Annotated in this window: 14 protein-coding genes and 1 tRNA gene; 2 read left to right on the top strand and 13 right to left on the bottom strand. The window is 74.1% G+C overall.

Annotated elements, in window-relative coordinates; genetic code table 11:
• Positions 1 to 202: 202 nt before the first annotated feature.
• The 8 genes from ACIRPH_RS20815 to ACIRPH_RS20780 all read right to left on the bottom strand — a co-directional run bounded on the left by ACIRPH_RS20815 (position 203) and on the right by ACIRPH_RS20780 (position 11,189).
• A complete protein-coding gene (locus ACIRPH_RS20815) occupies positions 203 to 802 on the bottom strand; it encodes a GNAT family N-acetyltransferase (protein WP_402916692.1) in 600 nt (199 codons plus the stop codon).
• Positions 803 to 987: 185 nt separating this feature from the next.
• On the bottom strand, positions 988 to 2,487 hold the full coding sequence (locus ACIRPH_RS20810) for an alanine/glycine:cation symporter family protein (RefSeq protein WP_402916690.1): 1,500 nt from the start codon (positions 2,485 to 2,487) through the stop codon (positions 988 to 990).
• 126 nt (positions 2,488 to 2,613) lie between these two features.
• Positions 2,614 to 2,901: a GNAT family N-acetyltransferase gene (locus tag ACIRPH_RS20805; RefSeq protein ID WP_402916688.1), complete on the bottom strand. Its 288-nt coding sequence runs from the start codon at positions 2,899 to 2,901 to the stop codon at positions 2,614 to 2,616.
• Between the two features lie 177 nt (positions 2,902 to 3,078).
• On the bottom strand, positions 3,079 to 4,017 hold the full coding sequence (locus ACIRPH_RS20800; protein WP_402916686.1) for a DUF5996 family protein: 939 nt from the start codon (positions 4,015 to 4,017) through the stop codon (positions 3,079 to 3,081).
• A gap of 80 nt (positions 4,018 to 4,097) precedes the next feature.
• Positions 4,098 to 4,850, bottom strand: a complete 753-nt coding sequence (narI, locus tag ACIRPH_RS20795) for a respiratory nitrate reductase subunit gamma (protein WP_402916684.1) — start codon at positions 4,848 to 4,850, stop codon at positions 4,098 to 4,100.
• Positions 4,847 to 5,704, bottom strand: coding sequence for a nitrate reductase molybdenum cofactor assembly chaperone (gene narJ / locus ACIRPH_RS20790; RefSeq protein WP_402916682.1), 858 nt, complete (start codon positions 5,702 to 5,704; stop codon positions 4,847 to 4,849). The genes narI and narJ overlap by 4 nt, the downstream gene beginning before the upstream one ends.
• The gene (narH, locus tag ACIRPH_RS20785) at positions 5,701 to 7,428 is read right to left on the bottom strand and encodes a nitrate reductase subunit beta (RefSeq protein ID WP_402916925.1); all 1,728 of its coding nucleotides are present in this window, start codon (positions 7,426 to 7,428) and stop codon (positions 5,701 to 5,703) included. The genes narJ and narH overlap by 4 nt, the downstream gene beginning before the upstream one ends.
• An 80-nt stretch (positions 7,429 to 7,508) precedes the next feature.
• Positions 7,509 to 11,189, bottom strand: coding sequence for a nitrate reductase subunit alpha (locus ACIRPH_RS20780; protein ID WP_402916681.1), 3,681 nt, complete (start codon positions 11,187 to 11,189; stop codon positions 7,509 to 7,511).
• A 195-nt stretch (positions 11,190 to 11,384) separates the two neighbouring features.
• On the opposite strand from ACIRPH_RS20780, the gene ACIRPH_RS20775 reads away from it, so the two are divergent.
• Positions 11,385 to 12,581 carry a nitrate/nitrite transporter gene (locus ACIRPH_RS20775; protein WP_402916679.1) on the top strand — a complete coding sequence of 399 codons (1,197 nt, stop codon included), beginning with the start codon at positions 11,385 to 11,387 and terminating at the stop codon, positions 12,579 to 12,581.
• Between the two features lie 180 nt (positions 12,582 to 12,761).
• Here the strand turns inward: ACIRPH_RS20775 and ACIRPH_RS20770 are convergent, their stop codons facing one another.
• Both ACIRPH_RS20770 and ACIRPH_RS20765 read right to left on the bottom strand, forming a co-directional pair.
• Positions 12,762 to 13,574 (bottom strand): rRNA methyltransferase, encoded by an 813-nt coding sequence (locus tag ACIRPH_RS20770; RefSeq protein ID WP_402916677.1) that lies wholly within the window; start codon positions 13,572 to 13,574, stop codon positions 12,762 to 12,764.
• A 323-nt stretch (positions 13,575 to 13,897) separates the two neighbouring features.
• A tRNA-Asp gene (locus tag ACIRPH_RS20765) sits at positions 13,898 to 13,972 on the bottom strand.
• 107 nt (positions 13,973 to 14,079) lie between these two features.
• On the opposite strand from ACIRPH_RS20765, the gene ACIRPH_RS20760 reads away from it, so the two are divergent.
• The gene (locus ACIRPH_RS20760) at positions 14,080 to 14,487 is read left to right on the top strand and encodes an RNA-binding S4 domain-containing protein (protein WP_402916675.1); all 408 of its coding nucleotides are present in this window, start codon (positions 14,080 to 14,082) and stop codon (positions 14,485 to 14,487) included.
• 325 nt (positions 14,488 to 14,812) lie between these two features.
• Here the strand turns inward: ACIRPH_RS20760 and ACIRPH_RS20755 are convergent, their stop codons facing one another.
• The 3 genes from ACIRPH_RS20755 to ACIRPH_RS20745 form a co-directional block, all read right to left on the bottom strand.
• Positions 14,813 to 15,367 carry a hypothetical protein gene (locus ACIRPH_RS20755; RefSeq protein ID WP_402916673.1) on the bottom strand — a complete coding sequence of 185 codons (555 nt, stop codon included), beginning with the start codon at positions 15,365 to 15,367 and terminating at the stop codon, positions 14,813 to 14,815.
• Between the two features lie 180 nt (positions 15,368 to 15,547).
• Positions 15,548 to 16,345 (bottom strand): alpha/beta fold hydrolase, encoded by a 798-nt coding sequence (locus ACIRPH_RS20750; RefSeq protein ID WP_402916671.1) that lies wholly within the window; start codon positions 16,343 to 16,345, stop codon positions 15,548 to 15,550.
• Positions 16,346 to 16,532: 187 nt separating this feature from the next.
• On the bottom strand, positions 16,533 to 17,339 hold the full coding sequence (locus ACIRPH_RS20745) for a nucleotidyltransferase (RefSeq protein WP_402916669.1): 807 nt from the start codon (positions 17,337 to 17,339) through the stop codon (positions 16,533 to 16,535).
• Between the last annotated feature and the right edge of the window lie 202 nt (positions 17,340 to 17,541).

The raw sequence follows: 17,541 nt of genomic DNA, 5'->3' as shown, positions 1-17,541 counted from the left end.
CCTACTCCCAGGGGCCCCCGGGGCCCCGGGGGTTGACCGCCGCGCGGCGGGCCCCCCCCCCCCCGCGGGGGGGGCCCCCCCGGGGGGCGGGGGGGGGCCCCGGATCCTCCGCCCCGCGGGGCGGAGGAAACACGTACTTCGGGACGCATGCCCGGATACCCTCCCCCCGTTCCCCTCCGGACGGTCCGGGAACGGGCGGGGGCTACTCGGGCTTCAGCTCCAGCCGGGCGACCACGCGCTCGCTGAGGTGGTGGCCGCTCAGCGTGAAACCGGCCCGCTGGAACATCTCCACCGTCCCCGTGTAGACCTCGGCGCTGGGGGCCCGGCCGCCCACCGTGTCCACCGGGTAGGCCTCCAGGACGCGCGCGCCGCCGGCGCGGGCGTACTCGACCGCCCCGTCCAGCAGGCGGCTGCCCAGGCCCCGCCGGCGCCGGCGGGGCGGCAGCCAGAAGCAGACCAGCGCCCAGACCCCCTGCTCCGTGGGGTCGGCGGGGCGCAGGGAGCGCGACCGGGCGAGCCGGATGAAGTCGTCGCGCGGAGCCACGGACACCCAGCCGCACGGCCCGTCCTCGTCGTAGGCGAGGAGGCCCGGCACCTTGCCGTCCAGGGTCAGGCGGCGCAGTTCCTCCTTGTTGTCCACGCCGCGCATGGAGCGCTCACAGGATGTGCTCGCCGTGTGGTCCTTGGCCCGCCGGCGGAAGAACGTGCACCAACAGTGCCCGTACGCCCCGGTCGGTCCGAAAAGGTTCTCCAGGTCATCCCACCGCTCGGCGGTGGCGGGCTCGATTGAGACGATGGACATCGGACTCCCTCGACGAGACACACTGGCCGCCACAACTGTGATCCAGCACACTAGCGATTATTCGCCGTGACCGAAAGAACACAGATGCCCCCCATCGAACACTTTCTGGTTATTCGTGGAGAAACGCCCCCGTATGCGTGGCCGAAGGACGGGCCCGCCCCCGCGCCCGCCCCCCGGCCGCCGGCTCACGCCGGCGAGCGCTCGGACTCGTCCGGCCGCAGAGCGTCCTCGGGCCCCCAGCACTCCACTCCGCGCAGGTCCGGCATCCGGTCGCGGGTGAAGACCGGGTCGATGCCCTCGCGCCGCTGTCCGACGTAGTCCTTGAGCAGGCGTGCGGCGACCGCCGTGAGCGGCACGAGCGCCAGGAGGTTGACCAGCGCCATCAGGCCCATGGTGGTGTCCGCCAGCGTCCAGATGAGGTCGATCGAGCCGAGCGCGCCCAGGAAGGTCGCCGTCAGGAAGACCAGCTTGTAGCCGAACAGGACCCTCTCGTTCGTGGTCAGGTACTCCAGGTTGGACTCGCCGTAGTAGTAGTTGCCGAGCACCGACGTGAACGCCACCAGGAAGATGATCAGCGTCATCAGGTGCAGCGCCCACGGACCGAGCGCCGCCTGGAGCGCGAACTGGGTCAGGTCGCCCTCCAGCTGTCCGTCACCGGTGCCCGGGTTGCCGAGCAGGATGATGAACGCCGTGACCGAGCAGACGACGAGGGTGTCCAGGTAGACCCCGAGGGTCTGGACCAGGCCCTGCTTGACCGGGTGGGAGACCGCGGCGCTGGCCGCCGCGACGGGGGCCGAACCCAGGCCCGCCTCGTTGGAGAACATGCCCCGGCGCACGCCCTGGATGATCACGACGCCCAGGCCCGCCGCCGCGAACTCCCGGACCCCGAAGGCGTGCTGGAAGATGAGGGCGACCATGCCCGGGACGGCCTCCCAGTTGAGCGCCATGACGACGAGGCCGAGCAGCACGTAGAGCGCGGCGAAGAACGGGATGAGCGCCTGGGCGGTGTTGGCGATCCTGCGGACCCCGCCGAAGATCACCAGCGCGGTGAGGACGACGAGCAGCACGCCGATGAGCGCGGACATCCACAGCCCGGTGCCGCTGCCCAGGTCCTCGGCGGAGTTCGCGATGGTGTTGGTGATCGTGTTGCTCTGCACCGCGTTGAAGACCAGCGGGAACGTCACGATGAGCGTGAGGGCGAAGAGGACGCCCGCCCACTTCTGGCCCAGGCCCCGCTCGATGTAGTAGGCGGGCCCGCCCCGGTACCCCGCCGGGTCGCGGACCTTGTAGAGCTGGGCGACCGTGGACTCCACGAAGCTCGCGGCGCACACCACGATTGCCATGGCCCACATCCAGAAGACGGCGCCGGGGCCGCCCAGGGAGATCGCGATGGACACCCCGATGATGTTGCCCGTGCCGATGCGGGCCGCCGCCGAGATCATGAACGCCTGGAGCGAGGAGACGGCCCTCTTGCCGTCGGGGGCGATCTCGGGCCTGCTCCGCAGGACCCGGAACATCTCGGGAAGCATGCGGATCTGGACGGCCCCGGTCCTGACCGTGATGTACAGGCTGACCGCCACCAGCAGCGGGATCAGGACCCAGGACCAGAAGAACTCGTCGTTGAAGGCGGCGACGGCGTCGGTGAGGCGCGCGTCGAGGGGTTGTGCTGCGTCTGCGGATATCACGGGGGACGGGGCTCCTTCGCTCCGAAAGGGACAACCGCTCCCACCTACCCGTGAAGTGCACCGAATCACCGCCGGGAGCGCACACCGGCGCGATGGTGATGATTCCGTTACTGCCCGTGCCCTGCGTCAGCCCTTGTGGACGAGGTCCGCGTAGCCCTGGTTCTTCCCGATGTAGGTCCGCGCGAAGGGGCAGATCGGCACGACCTTCAGACCGCGCTCGCGGATGTCGTCCAGGGACTCACGCATGAGGGCGCTGGCCACTCCCCTGCCCTCGAAGGCCGGGTCGACCTCCACGTGGGGCAGGGCGTACACGCCCTCGTCGATCAGGTGGTAGGCGGAGAAGCCCACCACCTCCCCGTCCGCGCTGACCTCGTAGCGCGAGCGCTCCGGCACGTCGACGACCGCCAGGTCCATGACACTCCCCCGCCTCCTGCGTCCGCGCACGCCGTGTGCGCGTGATGGGTGGGCCCGAGGGCCACGTTCCCACACATACCCACCACGCACACCCCGGGCCCCGGCCCACCGGGCGCGGGGCGCCGGGGGTTCCGGGAGAACCCGGCCCCGGCCCCGGGCAGGGGCGCGGGGCGGGTCTCAGCGGCCGGCGAGGTACGGGTCGGTGATCCCCCGGGGGCAGGCCAGCGCGTCCAGGTCCCAGCCGGCGAGCCCGGCGCCCGCCCGGTAGGCGCTCTCCAGGAACTCCAGGACGGTGGCGCGCGGGTCCGGGGACTTGCGCGCGTCGGCGTAGCGCAGCAGTGCCAGGTGCCCCTGGCCGCTGCTCACCCACTCCGCGGAGGGAGGGTCGAGCCTTCGGTCCGTCAGTCCGTCCGGTTCGGGCGACGTGTAGGAGTAGAAGCAGGGCTCCGGGACGTCGTCGTCGCCGAACCAGAAGCCGAAGCTCACCACCTCCCGCGAGTACGCCTCGCGCACCAGCCGCCCCGCCTCCCGGGGCTGGGGGACGGGGTGCGGGGAGAAGCGCGTGACGGCGATGTCGAACGTGTGCCAGAAGTGGTGCACCGGGCTGGTCTTGCCGGAGAAGCCGGCGGCGAACTCCTCCAGGACCAGGTCGACCTGGCTCAGCACCTGCCAGTAGCGGGTGGCGTGCTCGGGCACGTAGGTGGCGTGCTCGCGGTCCTCCGTGAACGGCCGCCCGGTGTCGGGCAGGTCGAACGGGGTCGCGTGCGGGATACTGCCGTCCACGCCGAGGCTGTCCAGGGCCGACTGGAGCCGGAGGTAGAACGACGCCACGCTGTGCCCCTGGAGCGGGAAGGACGCGGTCTCCCCGTCCAGGTTCGTCGCGACCAGCCGGTGCCCGACGAAGTCGAAGTCGACGGTGAAGACGGGGTTGCCGTCCACGAGACCCATGGGGCGGGTGGTGATGCCGCGCCCCGTGACGTGGAAGGGTACGTTCCACCAGTGGTTGCGGCGCGGGCTGTGCTGCAGTCGGATCTTGCCGACGACCTGCTCGAAGCGGTGCAGGGTCTGCTTGGTGTCGTACCACGAGTCGAGCGGGATGGCTGGGAACAGCTCCACGGACTCTCTCCTTCTCTCCTTGGTGCGTGGCGTGCACGGCCGGACCTGCGGACCGGGTCCGGTCCTCGGCCGTGCGGGGCTCACCAGCCCCGGCGCGTGGACCGCTCGGACCGGCCGGCGCCGGCCGGGTGCCGGTCCCGCGTGCGGTAGACGACGTAGGGGCGGAACAGGTAGCCGACCGGCGCGCTGAACGCGTGCACCAGCCGCGTGAACGGCAGCAGCGCGAACAGCGCCAGGCCCATCAGCGCGTGCAGCTTGTACGGGGCCTCGGCGGCGGCCATCGCCGCGACGTCGGGCCGCAGGATCCAGATCGAGCGGAACCACGGGGACACCGTCCGCCTGTAGTCCTGGGTGTGCCCGCCCGCCAGCTCGACCCCGGCGAAGTACGCGGTCATGCCCAGCCCGGTGAGGAGGGCCAGGACCAGCACGAGGTACATGAGCTTGTCGTTGCGGGTGGTGGCGCTGAAGACCGGGCCCGTGGTGCGCCGCCGCCAGATCAGCAGGGTGATCCCGCCGAGCGTGCACACCCCCGCGACCAGGCCCAGGCTCAGCGCGGTGACGTGGTAGAGGGCGTCGGACACGCCGAGCGCCCGGGTCCACCCCTCGGGCACCAGGAGCCCCACCACGTGGCCGAGGACGACGAAGAGCAGGCCGACGTGGAACAGCGGGCTGCCGATGCGCAGCAGCCGCGACTCGTACAGCTCGGACGAGCGGGTGGTCCAGCCGAACCGGTCGTACCGGTACCGCCAGACCAGCCCGCCCACCACGGTCACGAGCACCATGTAGGGCAGGATGCCCCACAGGGCCAGGTCGAGCGGCCCGAAGCCGTTCACGCCTGTCCCCCGTCACCGCAGCCGCAGGCGGACCCCGGCGCGCGCGGCGCGGGCACGCCCGGCGTCGGCGGGACGTTCCCCGCCGGCCCCCCGCCGATCCGGCCGGAGACGTCGGTCACCGGCAGCGGGACCCGGACACCGTACGGCTCCAGGCCCACGTCCTCCGCCGGGGGCCCCTCGGCGGCGAGCCGCCGCACCGCCTCCCGGTCGTCCCGCCGCTGCGGGGGCAGGGTCATGCGGACGGCGTCGACGACCCGCGCGTACGGGGTCCCGTGGGCGCGCAGCGCCTCCCACAGCAGGTCCAGGCAGGGGCGGAAGCGCAGCAGCAGCGCCCCGCCCCTGGCGGCGTCCCCCCTGGCCGCGAACTCCAGGACGACCGCCAGGTGGTCGGGCAGCTCCCCCGCGGTCACCGACCACCCCGACTCCGCGTAGACCCGCTTGATCTCGGCGAGCGCGTGCCCGCGCCGCCGGGTGTCGCCGTCGGTGTAGTAGGTCAGGTGCAGGGCCCGGCGCCGGCGCAGGTCGAACACGTCGACGTAGTGCCGGCACAGTTCCAGCTCGGGTGTGCTGGCGGCGTGTTCGCAGAACTCCTGGAGCTCGGTGCGCACGGTGCCCCTGGGCAGCTCCGCGACCGCGCGCGCGACCAGCGGCAGGCGCTCGAAGAAGACCTGGTCCGGATAGGACAGGAGCACGGACGCGGCCTGGTGGGTGACCGCGATCCGGTGGGAGCGGCGGGCGGACCGGCCCGCGCCGAGCCAGCCCGGCCCCCGCCGCGCCGGGGCCGCGGGGGCGCCCGCCCCCTCCCCGGCCGCGCCGCCCGTGTGCCCGTCCGCCCCGTCGGTGGTGGTGCTCATGACTGACCCCCCTCACGCGGCGCGGAGGCCCCGCCCCCGCCACCGCCGTCGGTGCCGCTGCCGTCCCCGCCCGGCCGGGGCGGGAAGAGTCCGTCGGGACGGCCGTTGCCGTCCCAGTTGAGGAGGTTGACGCGCCCCTCCGCGGGGACCCGCCCCTCCCCCTGCGCGGACCCGCCGGTCTGGCGGTCCCGCAGGGCGTGGAAGGTCTCCACGGACGCGGCGTCCGGCCGTCCGGACGCCTCGCCGAACGGGACGCCCCCCATGCCGCCCATCCCGGGCCCTCCCTCGAAGTCGAGGCCGCACCCGACCTCGTCGATGACCCCGCGGTCGGCCTCGTCCACCCCGTAGGCGGTGGGGACGACGTAGCGGTCGTCGTACTTGGCGAGGGCGAGGAGCCGGTACATGTCCTCGATCTCGTCGCCGGTCATGCCGACGGCCTCGGCGATGCCCTCGTCGCGCTCCTGCCCGAGGTTGATCCGGCGCATGTGGGAGCGCATGGCGGCGAGGCGGCGCAGGACCAGGTCGACGGGCCCGGTGTCCCCCGCCGTGAACAGCTCGGCCAGGTACTCGACCGGGATGCGCAGGGTGTCGATGGCGCCGAACAGGTTGTCGGCGTCCTCCCCGTCGTGCCCGGTGGAGGTGAGGGAGTCCACCACGGGCGACAGCGGCGGGACGTACCAGACCATCGGCATCGTCCGGTACTCGGGGTGCAGCGGCAGCGCCACCCGGAAGCGCTTGGCCAGCGCGTACACCGGTGAGCGGGCGGCGGACTCCACCCAGCGGTCGGGGATGCCGTCCCTGCGCGCGGCGGCGCGCACCGCCGGGTCCGCGGGGTCGAGGAACACGTCCAGCTGGGCGCGGTACAGCTCCTTCTCGTCCTCGACGGCCGCCGCCTCGCCCACCCGGTCCGCGTCGTAGAGGACGACGCCGAGGTAGCGGAGCCTGCCCACGCACGTCTCCGAGCAGATGGTGGGCATGCCCACCTCCACGCGCGGATAGCAGAACGTGCACTTCTCGGCCTTGCCGGTCTTGTGGTTGAAGTAGATCTTCTTGTACGGGCAGCCGGTGACGCACATGCGCCAGCCCCGGCAGCGGTCCTGGTCGACGAGCACGATGCCGTCCTCGACCCGCTTGTACAGGGCCCCGCTCGGGCAGGAGGCCACGCACGACGGGTTGAGGCAGTGCTCGCAGATGCGCGGCAGGTAGAACATGAAGGTCTCCTCGAAGGAGAACCTCACCCTGTCGCCGAGCTTGCGCACGATCGGGTCCTGCCGGGCCAGCTCCGGCCCGCCCCCGAGGTCGTCGTCCCAGTTGGCGCTCCAGGTGACCTGCATCGGCTCGCCGGTGAGCGCGGAGCGGGGCGAGGCCACCGGGAAGTCGTCCCCCAGGGGCGCGTTGAGGAGGGTGTCGTAGTCGTACGTCCACGGCTCGTAGTAGTCCTGGATCGACGGCATCACGGGGTTCGCGAAGATCGTCGCCAGCCGCTTGATGCGCCCTCCGGCGCGCGGCACCAGGTGGCCCTTGGCGTTGCGGACCCAGCCGCCCTTCCACCTGTCCTGGTCCTGGTAGGTGCGCGGGTAGCCCTGGCCGGGGCGCGTCTCGACGTTGTTGAACCAGGCGTACTCGACGCCGCTGCGGTTGGTCCACGCCTGCTTGCACGTGACCGAGCAGGTGTGGCAGCCGATGCACTTGTCGAGGTTCATCACCATGGCGACCTGGGCCATGACCCGGCCGACGGCCCGCTCCCCCCGGGCGGCGCCCGCCGCCGTCCCCCGCCCGCGGCTCGTGTCCTTCCGGCGTGCCATCAGTACCGCACCTCCGTGGTCCGCTTGCGCACGACGGTGATCTCGTCGCGCTGGTTTCCGGTGGGGCCGAGGTAGTTGAACGCGTAGGAGAGCTGGGCGTAGCCGCCGATGAGGTGCGTCGGCTTGACCATCAGGCGGGTGAGCGAGTTGTGGATGCCGCCGCGCCTCCCCGTCGTCTCCGTCTTCGGGACGTCGATGGTGCGCTCCTGGGCGTGGTGCATGTACACGGTGCCGACGGGCATCCGGTGCGACACCACCAGGCGGGCGGCGACCACGCCGTTGCGGTTGACCGCCTCCACCCAGTCGTTGTCGGCGGCCTCGATGACCGCCGCGTCCTCCACGCTCATCCAGATGGTCGGGCCGCCCCGCGACAGGGTCTGCATGAGCAGGTTGTCCTGGTACTCGGAGTGGATGGACCACTTCGAGTGCGGGGTCAGGTAGCGGACGGTGACCTCGCGCCGCCCGTTCGGGCCGATGCGGGGCTCGCCGAACAGGCGGCTGATGTCGAGCGGCGGGCGGTACACCGGGAGCGCCTCGCCGAACTCGTGCATCCAGTCGTGGTCCAGGTAGAAGTGCTGGCGCCCGGTCAGGGTGTGCCAGGGCTTGTCGTGCTCGACGTTGATCGTGAACGGCGAGTAGCGGCGGTCGGCCGCCTCCTTGCCCGACCACTCGGGGCTGGTGCCCACCGGGGTGGGGCCCCGGCGGGCGTCGTCGAAGACCACGCGGCGCTCGGCGGAGCGGGCCGCCAGCTCGTCCATGTCGGTGCCGGTGCGGGCCGCCAGGCGCTCGAAGCCCTGGGCCGCCAGGCGGCCGTTGCTGGTGCCCGACAGGGCGAGGATCGCCTCGCAGGCCTTGACGTCGGTGTCGAGGGAGGGCCGCCCGTCGGCCACGCCCCCGCGGACGGCGCCGTTGCGTTCGCGCAGCCACTCCACCTCCTCGTCGGGGGTGAAGGAGACGCCCTTGACCGGCAGCCCCTTGGACTCGGTCAGGGGCCCCAGGGCCGCCATCTTCTGCGCGACGGCCGAGTAGTTGCGGCGCACGGCCACGACGGCGGGCATGGTGCGGCCGGGGACCGGCCGCTCGCCGTCCGCCTTCCAGTCCACCGGGACCCCGTGCGGCTGGGCCAGCTCCCCGGGGGTGTCGTGCTGGTGGGGCACCGCCACCAGGTCGGTGACCTCGCCCAGGTGGTCGGCGGCCAGGGTGCTGAAGGCCCGCGCCAGCGCGTGGAAGGCGTCGAAGTCCGTGCGGGTCTCCCACGGCGGGTCGATCGCCGGGTTGAACGCGTGCACGAACGGGTGCATGTCCGTGGTGGACAGGTCGTGCTTCTCGTACCAGGTGGCGGCGGGCAGGACGATGTCGGACAGCAGCGTCGTGCTGGTCATGCGGAAGTCCATCGACAGCAGCAGGTCGAGCTTGCCCTCCGGGGCCTCCTCGCGCCAGCTGACGTCGCGCGGCCGGTCGTCCGGCCCGGCGGGCCGCGCCCGGAGGTTGGAGTGGGTGCCGAGCAGGTGCTTGAGGAAGTACTCGTTGCCCTTGGCGGAGGAGCCGAACAGGTTGGACCGCCAGACGGTGAGCGTCCTGGGCCAGTTGGCCGGGTCGTCCGGGTCCTCCGCGGCGAAGCGCAGGGTGCCGTCGGCCAGCTGGCCGGCGACGTACTCGCCGGGGTCCTGCCCGAGCTCGTCGGCCTCGCGGCCCAGGTCGACCGGGTTGCGGTTGAACGTGGGGTAGGACGGCATCCAGCCCATCCGGGCCGAGGAGGCCACCAGGTCGGCGGTGTGCATGCCGCGCACGCGCCCCGGCCCCAGCGGCGAGGCCAGGGCGTCGGCGCGGTAGGTGTCGTAGCGCCACTGGTCGGTGTGGGTGTACCAGTACGCCGTCCCGGCCATGAAGCGCGGCGGTCTCGACCAGTCCGCCCCGGAGGCGTAGGCCGCCCAGCCGGTGGCGGTGCGGCACTTCTCCTGGCCCACGTAGTGCGCCCAGCCGCCGCCGTTGACCCCCTGGCAGCCGGTGAGCAGGAGCAGGGACAGGAAGGCGCGGTAGGCGTTCTCCCCGTGGAACCACTGGTTCGTGCCCGCGCCGAGGATGATCATGGCCCGGCCCCCGGAGGCCTCGGCGGTGTCCGCGAACTCGCGGGCGATGCGGACCGCCCGGTCGGCCGGCACCCCCGTGACCGCCTCCTGCCAGGCGGGGGTGCAGCACTCGCCCGGGTCGTCGTAGCCGGTCGGCCAGACGCCGGGCAGGCCGTCGCGGTACACCCCGTACTGGGCGAGGAGCAGGTCGAAGACCGTGGTGACGAGGCGGTCTCCCACCCTGCGGACCGGGACGCCCCGGGTGGCGACCCCGGCGGCGCCGGTGGGGGTGTCGAAGCGGGGCAGGGCGATCTCGGCCGCCTCGCCGCCCACCTCGTAGAAGCTGAGGGCGGGCGTGCGGCCCTCCAGGTCGAGGTTCCACCTGCCCGCGCCCTCCTCGCCCCACCGGTCGCCGATGGTGCCGTGGGGAGCGGCCGGCGCGTCCTCCCCCTCCGCCCAGATCACCGGTTTCCAGTCGGCGTTCTCCCCCGCGCCGGGTCCGAGGTCGGCGGCGGTGAGGAACTTGCCGGGCACCAGGCGGCCGTCGCGGCGGTCCAGCGAGACCACGAACGGCAGGTCGGTGTACCGGCGGACGTAGTCCTCGAACCGGGGCGTGGTCCGGTCGACGAACCGCTCCTTGAGGACGACGTGGCCCATGGCCATGGCCAGTGCCCCGTCGGTGCCCGGGTGGGGGGCCAGCCACTCGTCCGCGAACTTGGTGGCGTCGCTGTAGTCGGGGGAGACCACGACGACCTTCTGGCCGCGGTAGCGGGCCTCGGCCATCCAGTGCGCGTCGGGGGTGCGGGTGACCGGGACGTTGGAGCCCCACAGCACCAGGTAGGCGGCATCCCACCAGTCGCCGGACTCGGGGACGTCGGTCTGGTCGCCGAACACCTGGGGCGAGGCCACCGGCAGGTCGGCGTACCAGTCGTAGAACGACAGCATGGAGCCGCCGAGGAGGTTCACGAAGCGGGCGCCCACCCCGTGCGAGACCATCGACATCGCGGGGATCGGGGAGAACCCGGCCACGCGGTCCGGACCGTACCTCTTGATGGTGGACACGTGGGCGGCGGCGGCGATCTCCAGCGCCTCGTCCCACGTGACGCGCACCAGGCCGCCCTTGCCGCGCGCCCGCTGGTAGCGGCGGCGCCTGGCCGGGTCGGCGGTGATCTCCTCCCAGGCCGCCACGGGGTCGCCGAGGCGGCCGCGCGCCTCCCGGTACATCTCCACGAGGACGCCGCGCGCGTACGGGTAGCGGACGCGGGTCGGAGAATAGGTGTACCAGGAGAAGGCCGCGCCGCGGGGGCAGCCCCGCGGCTCGTATTCGGGGCGGTCCGGGCCGACGGAGGGATAATCCGTGGCCTGCGTCTCCCAGGTGATGATCCCGTCCTTCACGTACACGTCCCACGAACACGAACCGGTGCAGTTCACGCCGTGGGTGGAACGCACGACCCTGTCGTGGCTCCAGCGGTCCCGGTAGAAGACGTCGCCCTCTCGACCACCGTGTCTGACCTGCGCCCGGACGCCGTCCAGCCGCTCCGCCCGGCTCAGGTGGTTACCCAGACGGAGAAGGGCCTCCCCCGCGCCTCCGCCTTTGCCGTTTTCCGCCATACGGGAGCCACCTCGTTTAACTGCGCATTGCCGAGAATTGCATTTCCACGCGGTTCCGGTCTCCGGTGCCCATCACATTCCGTTAATGAATATGCCTCCTTCGGCGCGGAAGTCACGTATCCCACACCGGAAGGGGTGACAATCACCTCCGAAAGGGACACCGCCGGCCGGATCGACAGGACGTGGGGGACCGCCATGGGAGCGGAAGTCGGGGAGCGGGACACCCGCTCGGGAACGGCGGGCGCCAACCTCGCCCTGGCCACGGCGGCGTTCGCGCTGACCTTCTGGGCCTGGAACCTCGTCGGACCGCTGTCGCGGACCTACACGCAGGAGCTGGACCTGTCTCCCTCGCAGACCTCGCTCCTCGTGGCGTTCCCGGTGCTCGTGGGCTCCCTGGGACGCATCCCGGTCGGCTCGCTGACCGACCGCTACGGCGGGCGGCTGATGTTCACGGTCATCTGCTTCGTGAGCATCGTCCCGACCTTCCTCGTGGGCGTGTCGTCGGGGTCCTACGCGATGCTGCTGGTCTGGGGCTTCTTCCTGGGGATCGCGGGCACGTCGTTCGCCGTCGGGATCCCGTTCGTGAACGCCTGGTACAGGGCCGGGCGGCGCGGTTTCGCCACGGGCGTGTTCGGGGCGGGCATGGGCGGCACCGCCCTGTCGTCGTTCCTCACCCCCCTGCTCGTCGAGGCGACGGGGGTGCTCACCACCCACCTGCTGATGTGCGCGGCCCTGGCGGCCATGGGCGCGGTGATGTGGGTGTTCAGCCGGAACTCCCCCGAGTGGAAACCCCGCACGGAGCCGGCCCTGCCGGGGATGCGCGCCGCGCTCAAACTCAAGGCGACGTGGCAGGCGTCCCTGCTGTACGCGGTCGCCTTCGGCGGGTTCGTGGCCTTCTCCACCTATCTGCCGACCCTGCTGACGATGGCGTACGACTACGCGCAGACCGCCGCCGGTGTGCGCACCGCCGGTTTCGCGGTCGCAGCCGTGATCGCCCGGCCGGTCGGCGGCATCCTGTCGGACCGGTTCGGCCCGGTGAAGGTGTGCCTGGCGTCGTTCCTCGGCACGTGCGCGTTCGCGATCGTGCTGGCCCTGCACCCGCCCGCGGAGTTCCCGGCGGGTGCGGCCTTCGTACTGATCGCGCTGTCGCTGGGCCTGGGCACGGGCGCCGTGTTCGCGCTGGTCGCGAAGCTGGTCGACCCGTCCAGGGTCGGTACCGTGACCGGGCTCGTGGGGGCGGCCGGGGGTCTGGGCGGCTACTTCCCGCCGCTGCTGATGGGGGTCGTCTACCAGGCCACGGGCGCCTACACGCTGGGCTTCGTGCTGCTGGCGGCGGTCTCGCTGGCGGTGGCCCTGTACACCTCGCGGGCCTTCCGCGGCGCGTCCGGCTGAGCCGGGGCGGGGAAGCCCGGGGTGCGGGCCGCGCGAACGGTCCCGGCGGCGGGCCCGGGTTCCCGTCCCCGCCGCGACGCCGCCCGGAGGGGCGGCGGCCGGAGGGGGCGCCTCAGGTCCACGGACGGGGCCGAGGGGCCGCGGCCGGCGTACGGCGGCGGGCGGGGCCCGCCGGAGCCGTCAGGGGGCGATGTCCCGGGCGCGGACGAGGGCGGCGGCGCGGTTGCCCACCTTCACGCGCTCCAGGGCCCTGACGCCCTCCGGCAGGGCGACCCGCCTCGTCCTGGCGGTCACCACGACGACGGCGTGCTCGGGCAGCACCCGCCCCAGGGAGGCCAGCATCGCCCGCAGCGGCGCCCCACCCCCGGCGGCCCCGCCGCCTTCGCGCCGGCCGGCCGGCGCGTGCCCGGCGCCGCCTCCGTGCCCCGGGGCCCCGGGGTCCCCGTCCGCCGGGACGGCCCCCGCCCAGGAGGTCATCTCGCCGTAGGGCACGTCGGTCACCACCAGGTCGGCCCCCACCGGGTCCACCAGGGAGAACACGTCCTCGACGACCGCCTCGTGCGGCAGGTCGCCGCCCGTGGCGGCCAGCCCGGCGGCGAGGTCGCGGGTGGCCTCGGCGCGCTCGACGAACTCCGGGCGCCCGAAGTCGCGGGCGGAGCGCCGGAGCTCCTCCTCGCGCTCGGCCAGCCCCTCGGCGGAGAGCAGCCGGAGGTTGCGGGCCGCCAGGGCGGCGGCGTCCGGGTCGACGTCGCCCGCGCGGACGCGCGTGAGCCGTTCACGGTGCAGGAAGCCCAGGACCGTGACCAGGTAACCGCTGCCGCAGCAGGGGTCCCAGAGGCGCACGCGCTCCTCCTTGGTGTGCACCATCGCCCGCTGGAACAGCTCGCTCGCCAGCCGCACCGGGAACCCCGGGAAACCGGGCGCGGACCGCAGCACCTGCCCGCTCGCCAGAGCCGAGTGGTCGGTCCGCTCGACGGCGTACCGGTAGCTCACAGTGCCCCTGCCCTTCCGTGTCCTGCTTCGTCGGCGCCCCGGCCGCGGTCGCGGCCGCCCTGCGGCCCCGCACCGGTCTCCCCGGCCTCCGCCATGCCCAACCCCCGTGCGGCGGACGGATCCGCACCGCCCCCGGCCGCCGCGCGCGACTCCGCGTGCGCCTCCCCATGTTCTCCGAGCACGGCGGAACACGGCGGGCGGCGCGCCCCGGCCGGCCCCCCGGGGCCCGGTCGCGGCCCCGGGGGCCCGGGACGCCCGGCGCCGCGGACAGGACCCCCGCAACGCAGAAGGCCCGGCGTCCTGGGACACCGGGCCTTCTCATGCGGTCCTGACGGGATTTGAACCCGCGGCCTCCACCTTGACAGGGTGGCGAGCACTCCTAACTGCTCCACAGGACCTCGTTGCTGGTACAACTCTAGCGCTGTTTCGGAGTACTTCGTACCGGCGTCCGCCTAGAGTGGCTGACATCCACCCCACCACCCGCACCACCCCGAGAGGACCCGGCGTGAACGAGTCACCGGCCCCCCTGCCGCCCGGACCGGACAGCACCCGGGTCGACCGCTGGCTGTGGGCCGTACGCCTGGTCAAGACCCGCGCCGACGCGGCACAGGCCTGCCGGGGCGGCCACGTGCGCGTCAACGACCGCCCGGCCAAGCCGGCCTCCCCGGTCAAGCCCGGCGACGAGGTGCGGGTCCGCCTGCACGGGACCACGCGGATCGTGGAGGTCGGCCACGTCATCGAGAAGCGCGTCAGCGCCCCGGTCGCCGTGCGCTGCTACGCCGACAACACCCCCGAGGCCCCGCCCGAGGCGAGCCTGCCGGTCATCCGCCGGGACCGGGGGGCCGGACGCCCGACCAAGCGCGACCGGCGCGTCCTGGACCGGCTCCGCACGGACTTCCCCCCGCCCGTCTGACGGGAGGCCCCGTGCCGTCGGAACCCCCCGTGTCGGGCCGCGGGGCGCCGTCCGCGCCCTCGACGACCGCCGGGCGCCCCGCCGCCGGGGTCTCCGCGATGCGGCACGCCCCCGCGCACGGCTGCCCGGCGCACCGGGTTCGCGGTGTGCACGGCCCGACCCCGCGAGGGAGCGCCTGTACGGGCACCCCGTGGAGCACGCCGTGCGGGCGGGGCCCCGGACACCGCGTCCGCGGCCCGGCTCCTCGCCGGCCTCCGGGGCCGCCCGCACCGTCCTCCCCCGCCGCCGAGGCGGCGGGAAGCACCCCCGAGCAGGGCGAGGCCCCTCAGCGGTCGGGGGAGCGCGAGTCCTTGTGCGCGGCCAGGCGCGCGGACAGCACGAGTACCGCGCAGGCGAACACCGCCGCCGCCAGCCCCGGGCCCGCGGCCAGATCACCGTTGTTCCTGGGCCAGGAGAACAGGAACAGCAGCGGGGCCGCCGCCGCGAGGACCTGGACCGTCACGAAGAGGACCCTCGACCAGGTCACGACCGCGCACACCGCGACCGCCAGGAGCACGAGGAGGACCGTGAAGGCCGCGGCGAGGAGCAGTCGCTCGTCCTCGAAGGACGCCGCCAGCACGTCCCACCCCGTGGCGGACGCGCGGACCCCGTACATGCTGGGGACGCCCTCGTCGCTGATGTCGAACGCGAACGGGACCTCCTCCCGGGCCCAGGGCAGGGACAGCGAGAGGAACAGGGCGACGGCCCCGGCCGCGGAACCCGCAGCGGCCGTCCGCGCCCTGGGCTCCGCGGCGGAGGCCTCCTTCGCCCTGATCTCCAGCCGGGTCAGGCGCCTTCTCAGCTGTTCCGTCTCCGAGGGCTTCCCGGCGTCGTCCGGCATGGATGGTCCTCCTGGGGTCGGTGGGGGTGCGGGTGGCGTGGGGGGTGGTGCGGGAGGTGTCGGGGCGGGACCCGGTCCGGGCCCCGCGAAACCGGCGGCGGACACCGCGGCGCGGGTCCCGGCCGGTGGACGGGAGCGTCCGGCGGCGAGGGGGCGCAGCCGCGGCGCCGGGGGTTCGGTCTACAGCGGGTGGCCCGCCAGGAAGTCGAGGACCTCGCGGGCGGCCTTCGGCCCGTCCTCGTGCAGGTAGCCGTGGCGCATCCCCGGCAGCACCAGCAGGCGCGCGCCGGGGATCCGTCCGGCCAGGAGGGCGGCGTTGCCGACCGGGGTCAGCTCGTCGTCCTCGCCGTGCACGACGAGGGTCGGCGCCTGGATGCCCGGCAGCAGGTCCCAGCCGTCGTGGCCGGTGCTCGCGCCGAAGTGCAGGCGCTGGGCGCGCAGGGGGCCGTGCGGGAGGATGCCGGTGACGGCGTCGGGGTGGGCGGACGCCCATTCGGGCGAGTAGAACAGCCCGGCTATCGCGTCCCGCCCGGCCGCGGTGTTGGCCCGGCGCAGCGCCAGGGTGGCCGAAGCCGGGCGCTCCACCTCGTTGGCCCCGCCCGGGCCGGTGGCGCCCAGGACGAGCGCGCCGACGCGGTCCGGCGCAGCCGACGCGAGGACCTGGGCGACCTTGCCGCCCATGGAGAACCCGTAGACGTGCGCCCTCGGGATCTCCAGGGCGTCCAGGACGGCCAGGGCGTCCTCGGCGAACAGCTCCAAGGTGTAGGGCTCGCCCAGGGGCGCTTCGCTGCCGCCGGTGCCCCGGAAGTCCACCCGTACGACCCGGTGCCCGGCCGCCAGCCCGGCGCGGACGCCCTCCCACATCCCGTGGTCGAGGGACTGCCCGTTGAGGAGCAGGAGGGGGTCTCCCTCACCGAGGGTGTCGTACCAGATGCGGGTTCCGTCCGCCGCGGTCACATGGCTCACGGGTCCGGACACTACCCGATGACGTGCGCGGGGGCCGTGTCACGTGTCACCCGGGGCCGGAGGGTCCGCGCGGCCCCGCCGCCGGGCCGCGGAACACCGGGCCGGCGCGCTCCCCGCCTTGGGCGCCGGCACGCCGTGCCCCCTCCGCCGTGACGCCCCCGCGCCGGTCCCGGGGGCGGGGCGCGCCGGCGCCCGCCGCTCAGGGGCGGGGCGCCTTCTCCCCGTGGACCGCCCGGTACTCGGCCGCGAGCCAGGGGCCCAGGTCCTCGATCAGCTCCCCCAGCACGTCCGGGTCGCCCGTGGGGGCACGGCCCTCCGCGACCGCCGCCCGCATCTGCCCGAGGCGGTCGGGACGGTAGCGGCCGAAGATCTCGGCGGACTCGTCGAGGTCGCTGGTCCAGCCGCCCCAGAGGGGCATCACCAGGGTGAAGCCGGTGCGGACCAGGCGGCGGCCGACGCCGCGTCCGAGCCTCGCCCGCTCGGCCGCGGTCTCCGCCCGTCCGGCGCGCTCCCGCCAGCGGGGCAGCACCAGGTGCAGGTCCCCGTTGGTCTCGCGCGCCAGCAGGGACGTGGGGCGGTAGCGCGGCAGCCGGTCCGCGAGGTCCTCGCCGAGCAGGGGCGTGCACAGGCAGGCGACGAAGAAGCCGAAGTCGTGCCGTTCGAGCTCGCTGAGCGCGTCGCGGACCGACCCCAGCAGGACGCCCACCCCGTCGACCTCGTCGAAGGCGGCGTCGAGGTCGGCCTCCATCCCCCTGGCCGCCTCCCGCTGCGCCCCGGTCACGGCGTCGCGGAACACCAGTTGCAGGTCGAGGTCGGAGGTCCCGGGGACCGCGGTGCCCCGGGGGACGCTTCCGTAGAGGTAGGCGCTGTGCAGCGCGTCGCCGAACGCACCGGCGATCCGGGCGCGGGCGGCCTCCACCACGGGCACGAAGGCCGGCCCGACCCGCGCGAGCGAGCCCTCGCGCGCGATCGCGCCGTCCGTGTCCAGTCCCCGTCCGCCGTCCATGGACGCACTGTGCCGTATCCGGGCGGGCGCCGCGACCGCTTTTCCCGGGCGCCGCCGGTGCGCCCCGCGCACGGCCCCCGCCGGGGTCTGTCCGGTACCGGTCGGGGGGGGGGGGGGGGCGGGGGGGGGGGCGGGCGGCGGGGGGGGGGGGGGGGGGGGGGCGGGGGGGGGGGGGGGGGGGGGGGGGGGGGGGGGGGGCGGG

This window comes from Nocardiopsis sp. NPDC101807 (genome assembly GCF_044766605.1).
In the GTDB taxonomy this organism is placed as follows: domain Bacteria; phylum Actinomycetota; class Actinomycetes; order Streptosporangiales; family Streptosporangiaceae; genus Nocardiopsis; species Nocardiopsis tropica.
This window is presented reverse-complemented; position numbering and strand designations above follow the sequence as displayed.

Bases quoted from the DNA above. Each gene is read 5' to 3' on its own strand.
- ACIRPH_RS20815 (WP_402916692.1), bottom strand. From the start codon at position 802: ATGTCCATCGTCTCAATCGAGCCCGCCACCGCCGAGCGGTGGGATGAC.
- ACIRPH_RS20805 (WP_402916688.1), bottom strand. From the start codon at position 2,901: ATGGACCTGGCGGTCGTCGACGTGCCGGAGCGCTCGCGCTACGAGGTC.
- narJ (WP_402916682.1), bottom strand. From the start codon at position 5,704: ATGAGCACCACCACCGACGGGGCGGACGGGCACACGGGCGGCGCGGCC.
- narH (WP_402916925.1), bottom strand. From the start codon at position 7,428: ATGGCCCAGGTCGCCATGGTGATGAACCTCGACAAGTGCATCGGCTGC.
- ACIRPH_RS20780 (WP_402916681.1), bottom strand. From the start codon at position 11,189: ATGGCGGAAAACGGCAAAGGCGGAGGCGCGGGGGAGGCCCTTCTCCGT.
- ACIRPH_RS20775 (WP_402916679.1), top strand. From the start codon at position 11,385: ATGGGAGCGGAAGTCGGGGAGCGGGACACCCGCTCGGGAACGGCGGGC.
- ACIRPH_RS20755 (WP_402916673.1), bottom strand. From the start codon at position 15,367: ATGCCGGACGACGCCGGGAAGCCCTCGGAGACGGAACAGCTGAGAAGG.
- ACIRPH_RS20745 (WP_402916669.1), bottom strand. From the start codon at position 17,339: ATGGACGGCGGACGGGGACTGGACACGGACGGCGCGATCGCGCGCGAG.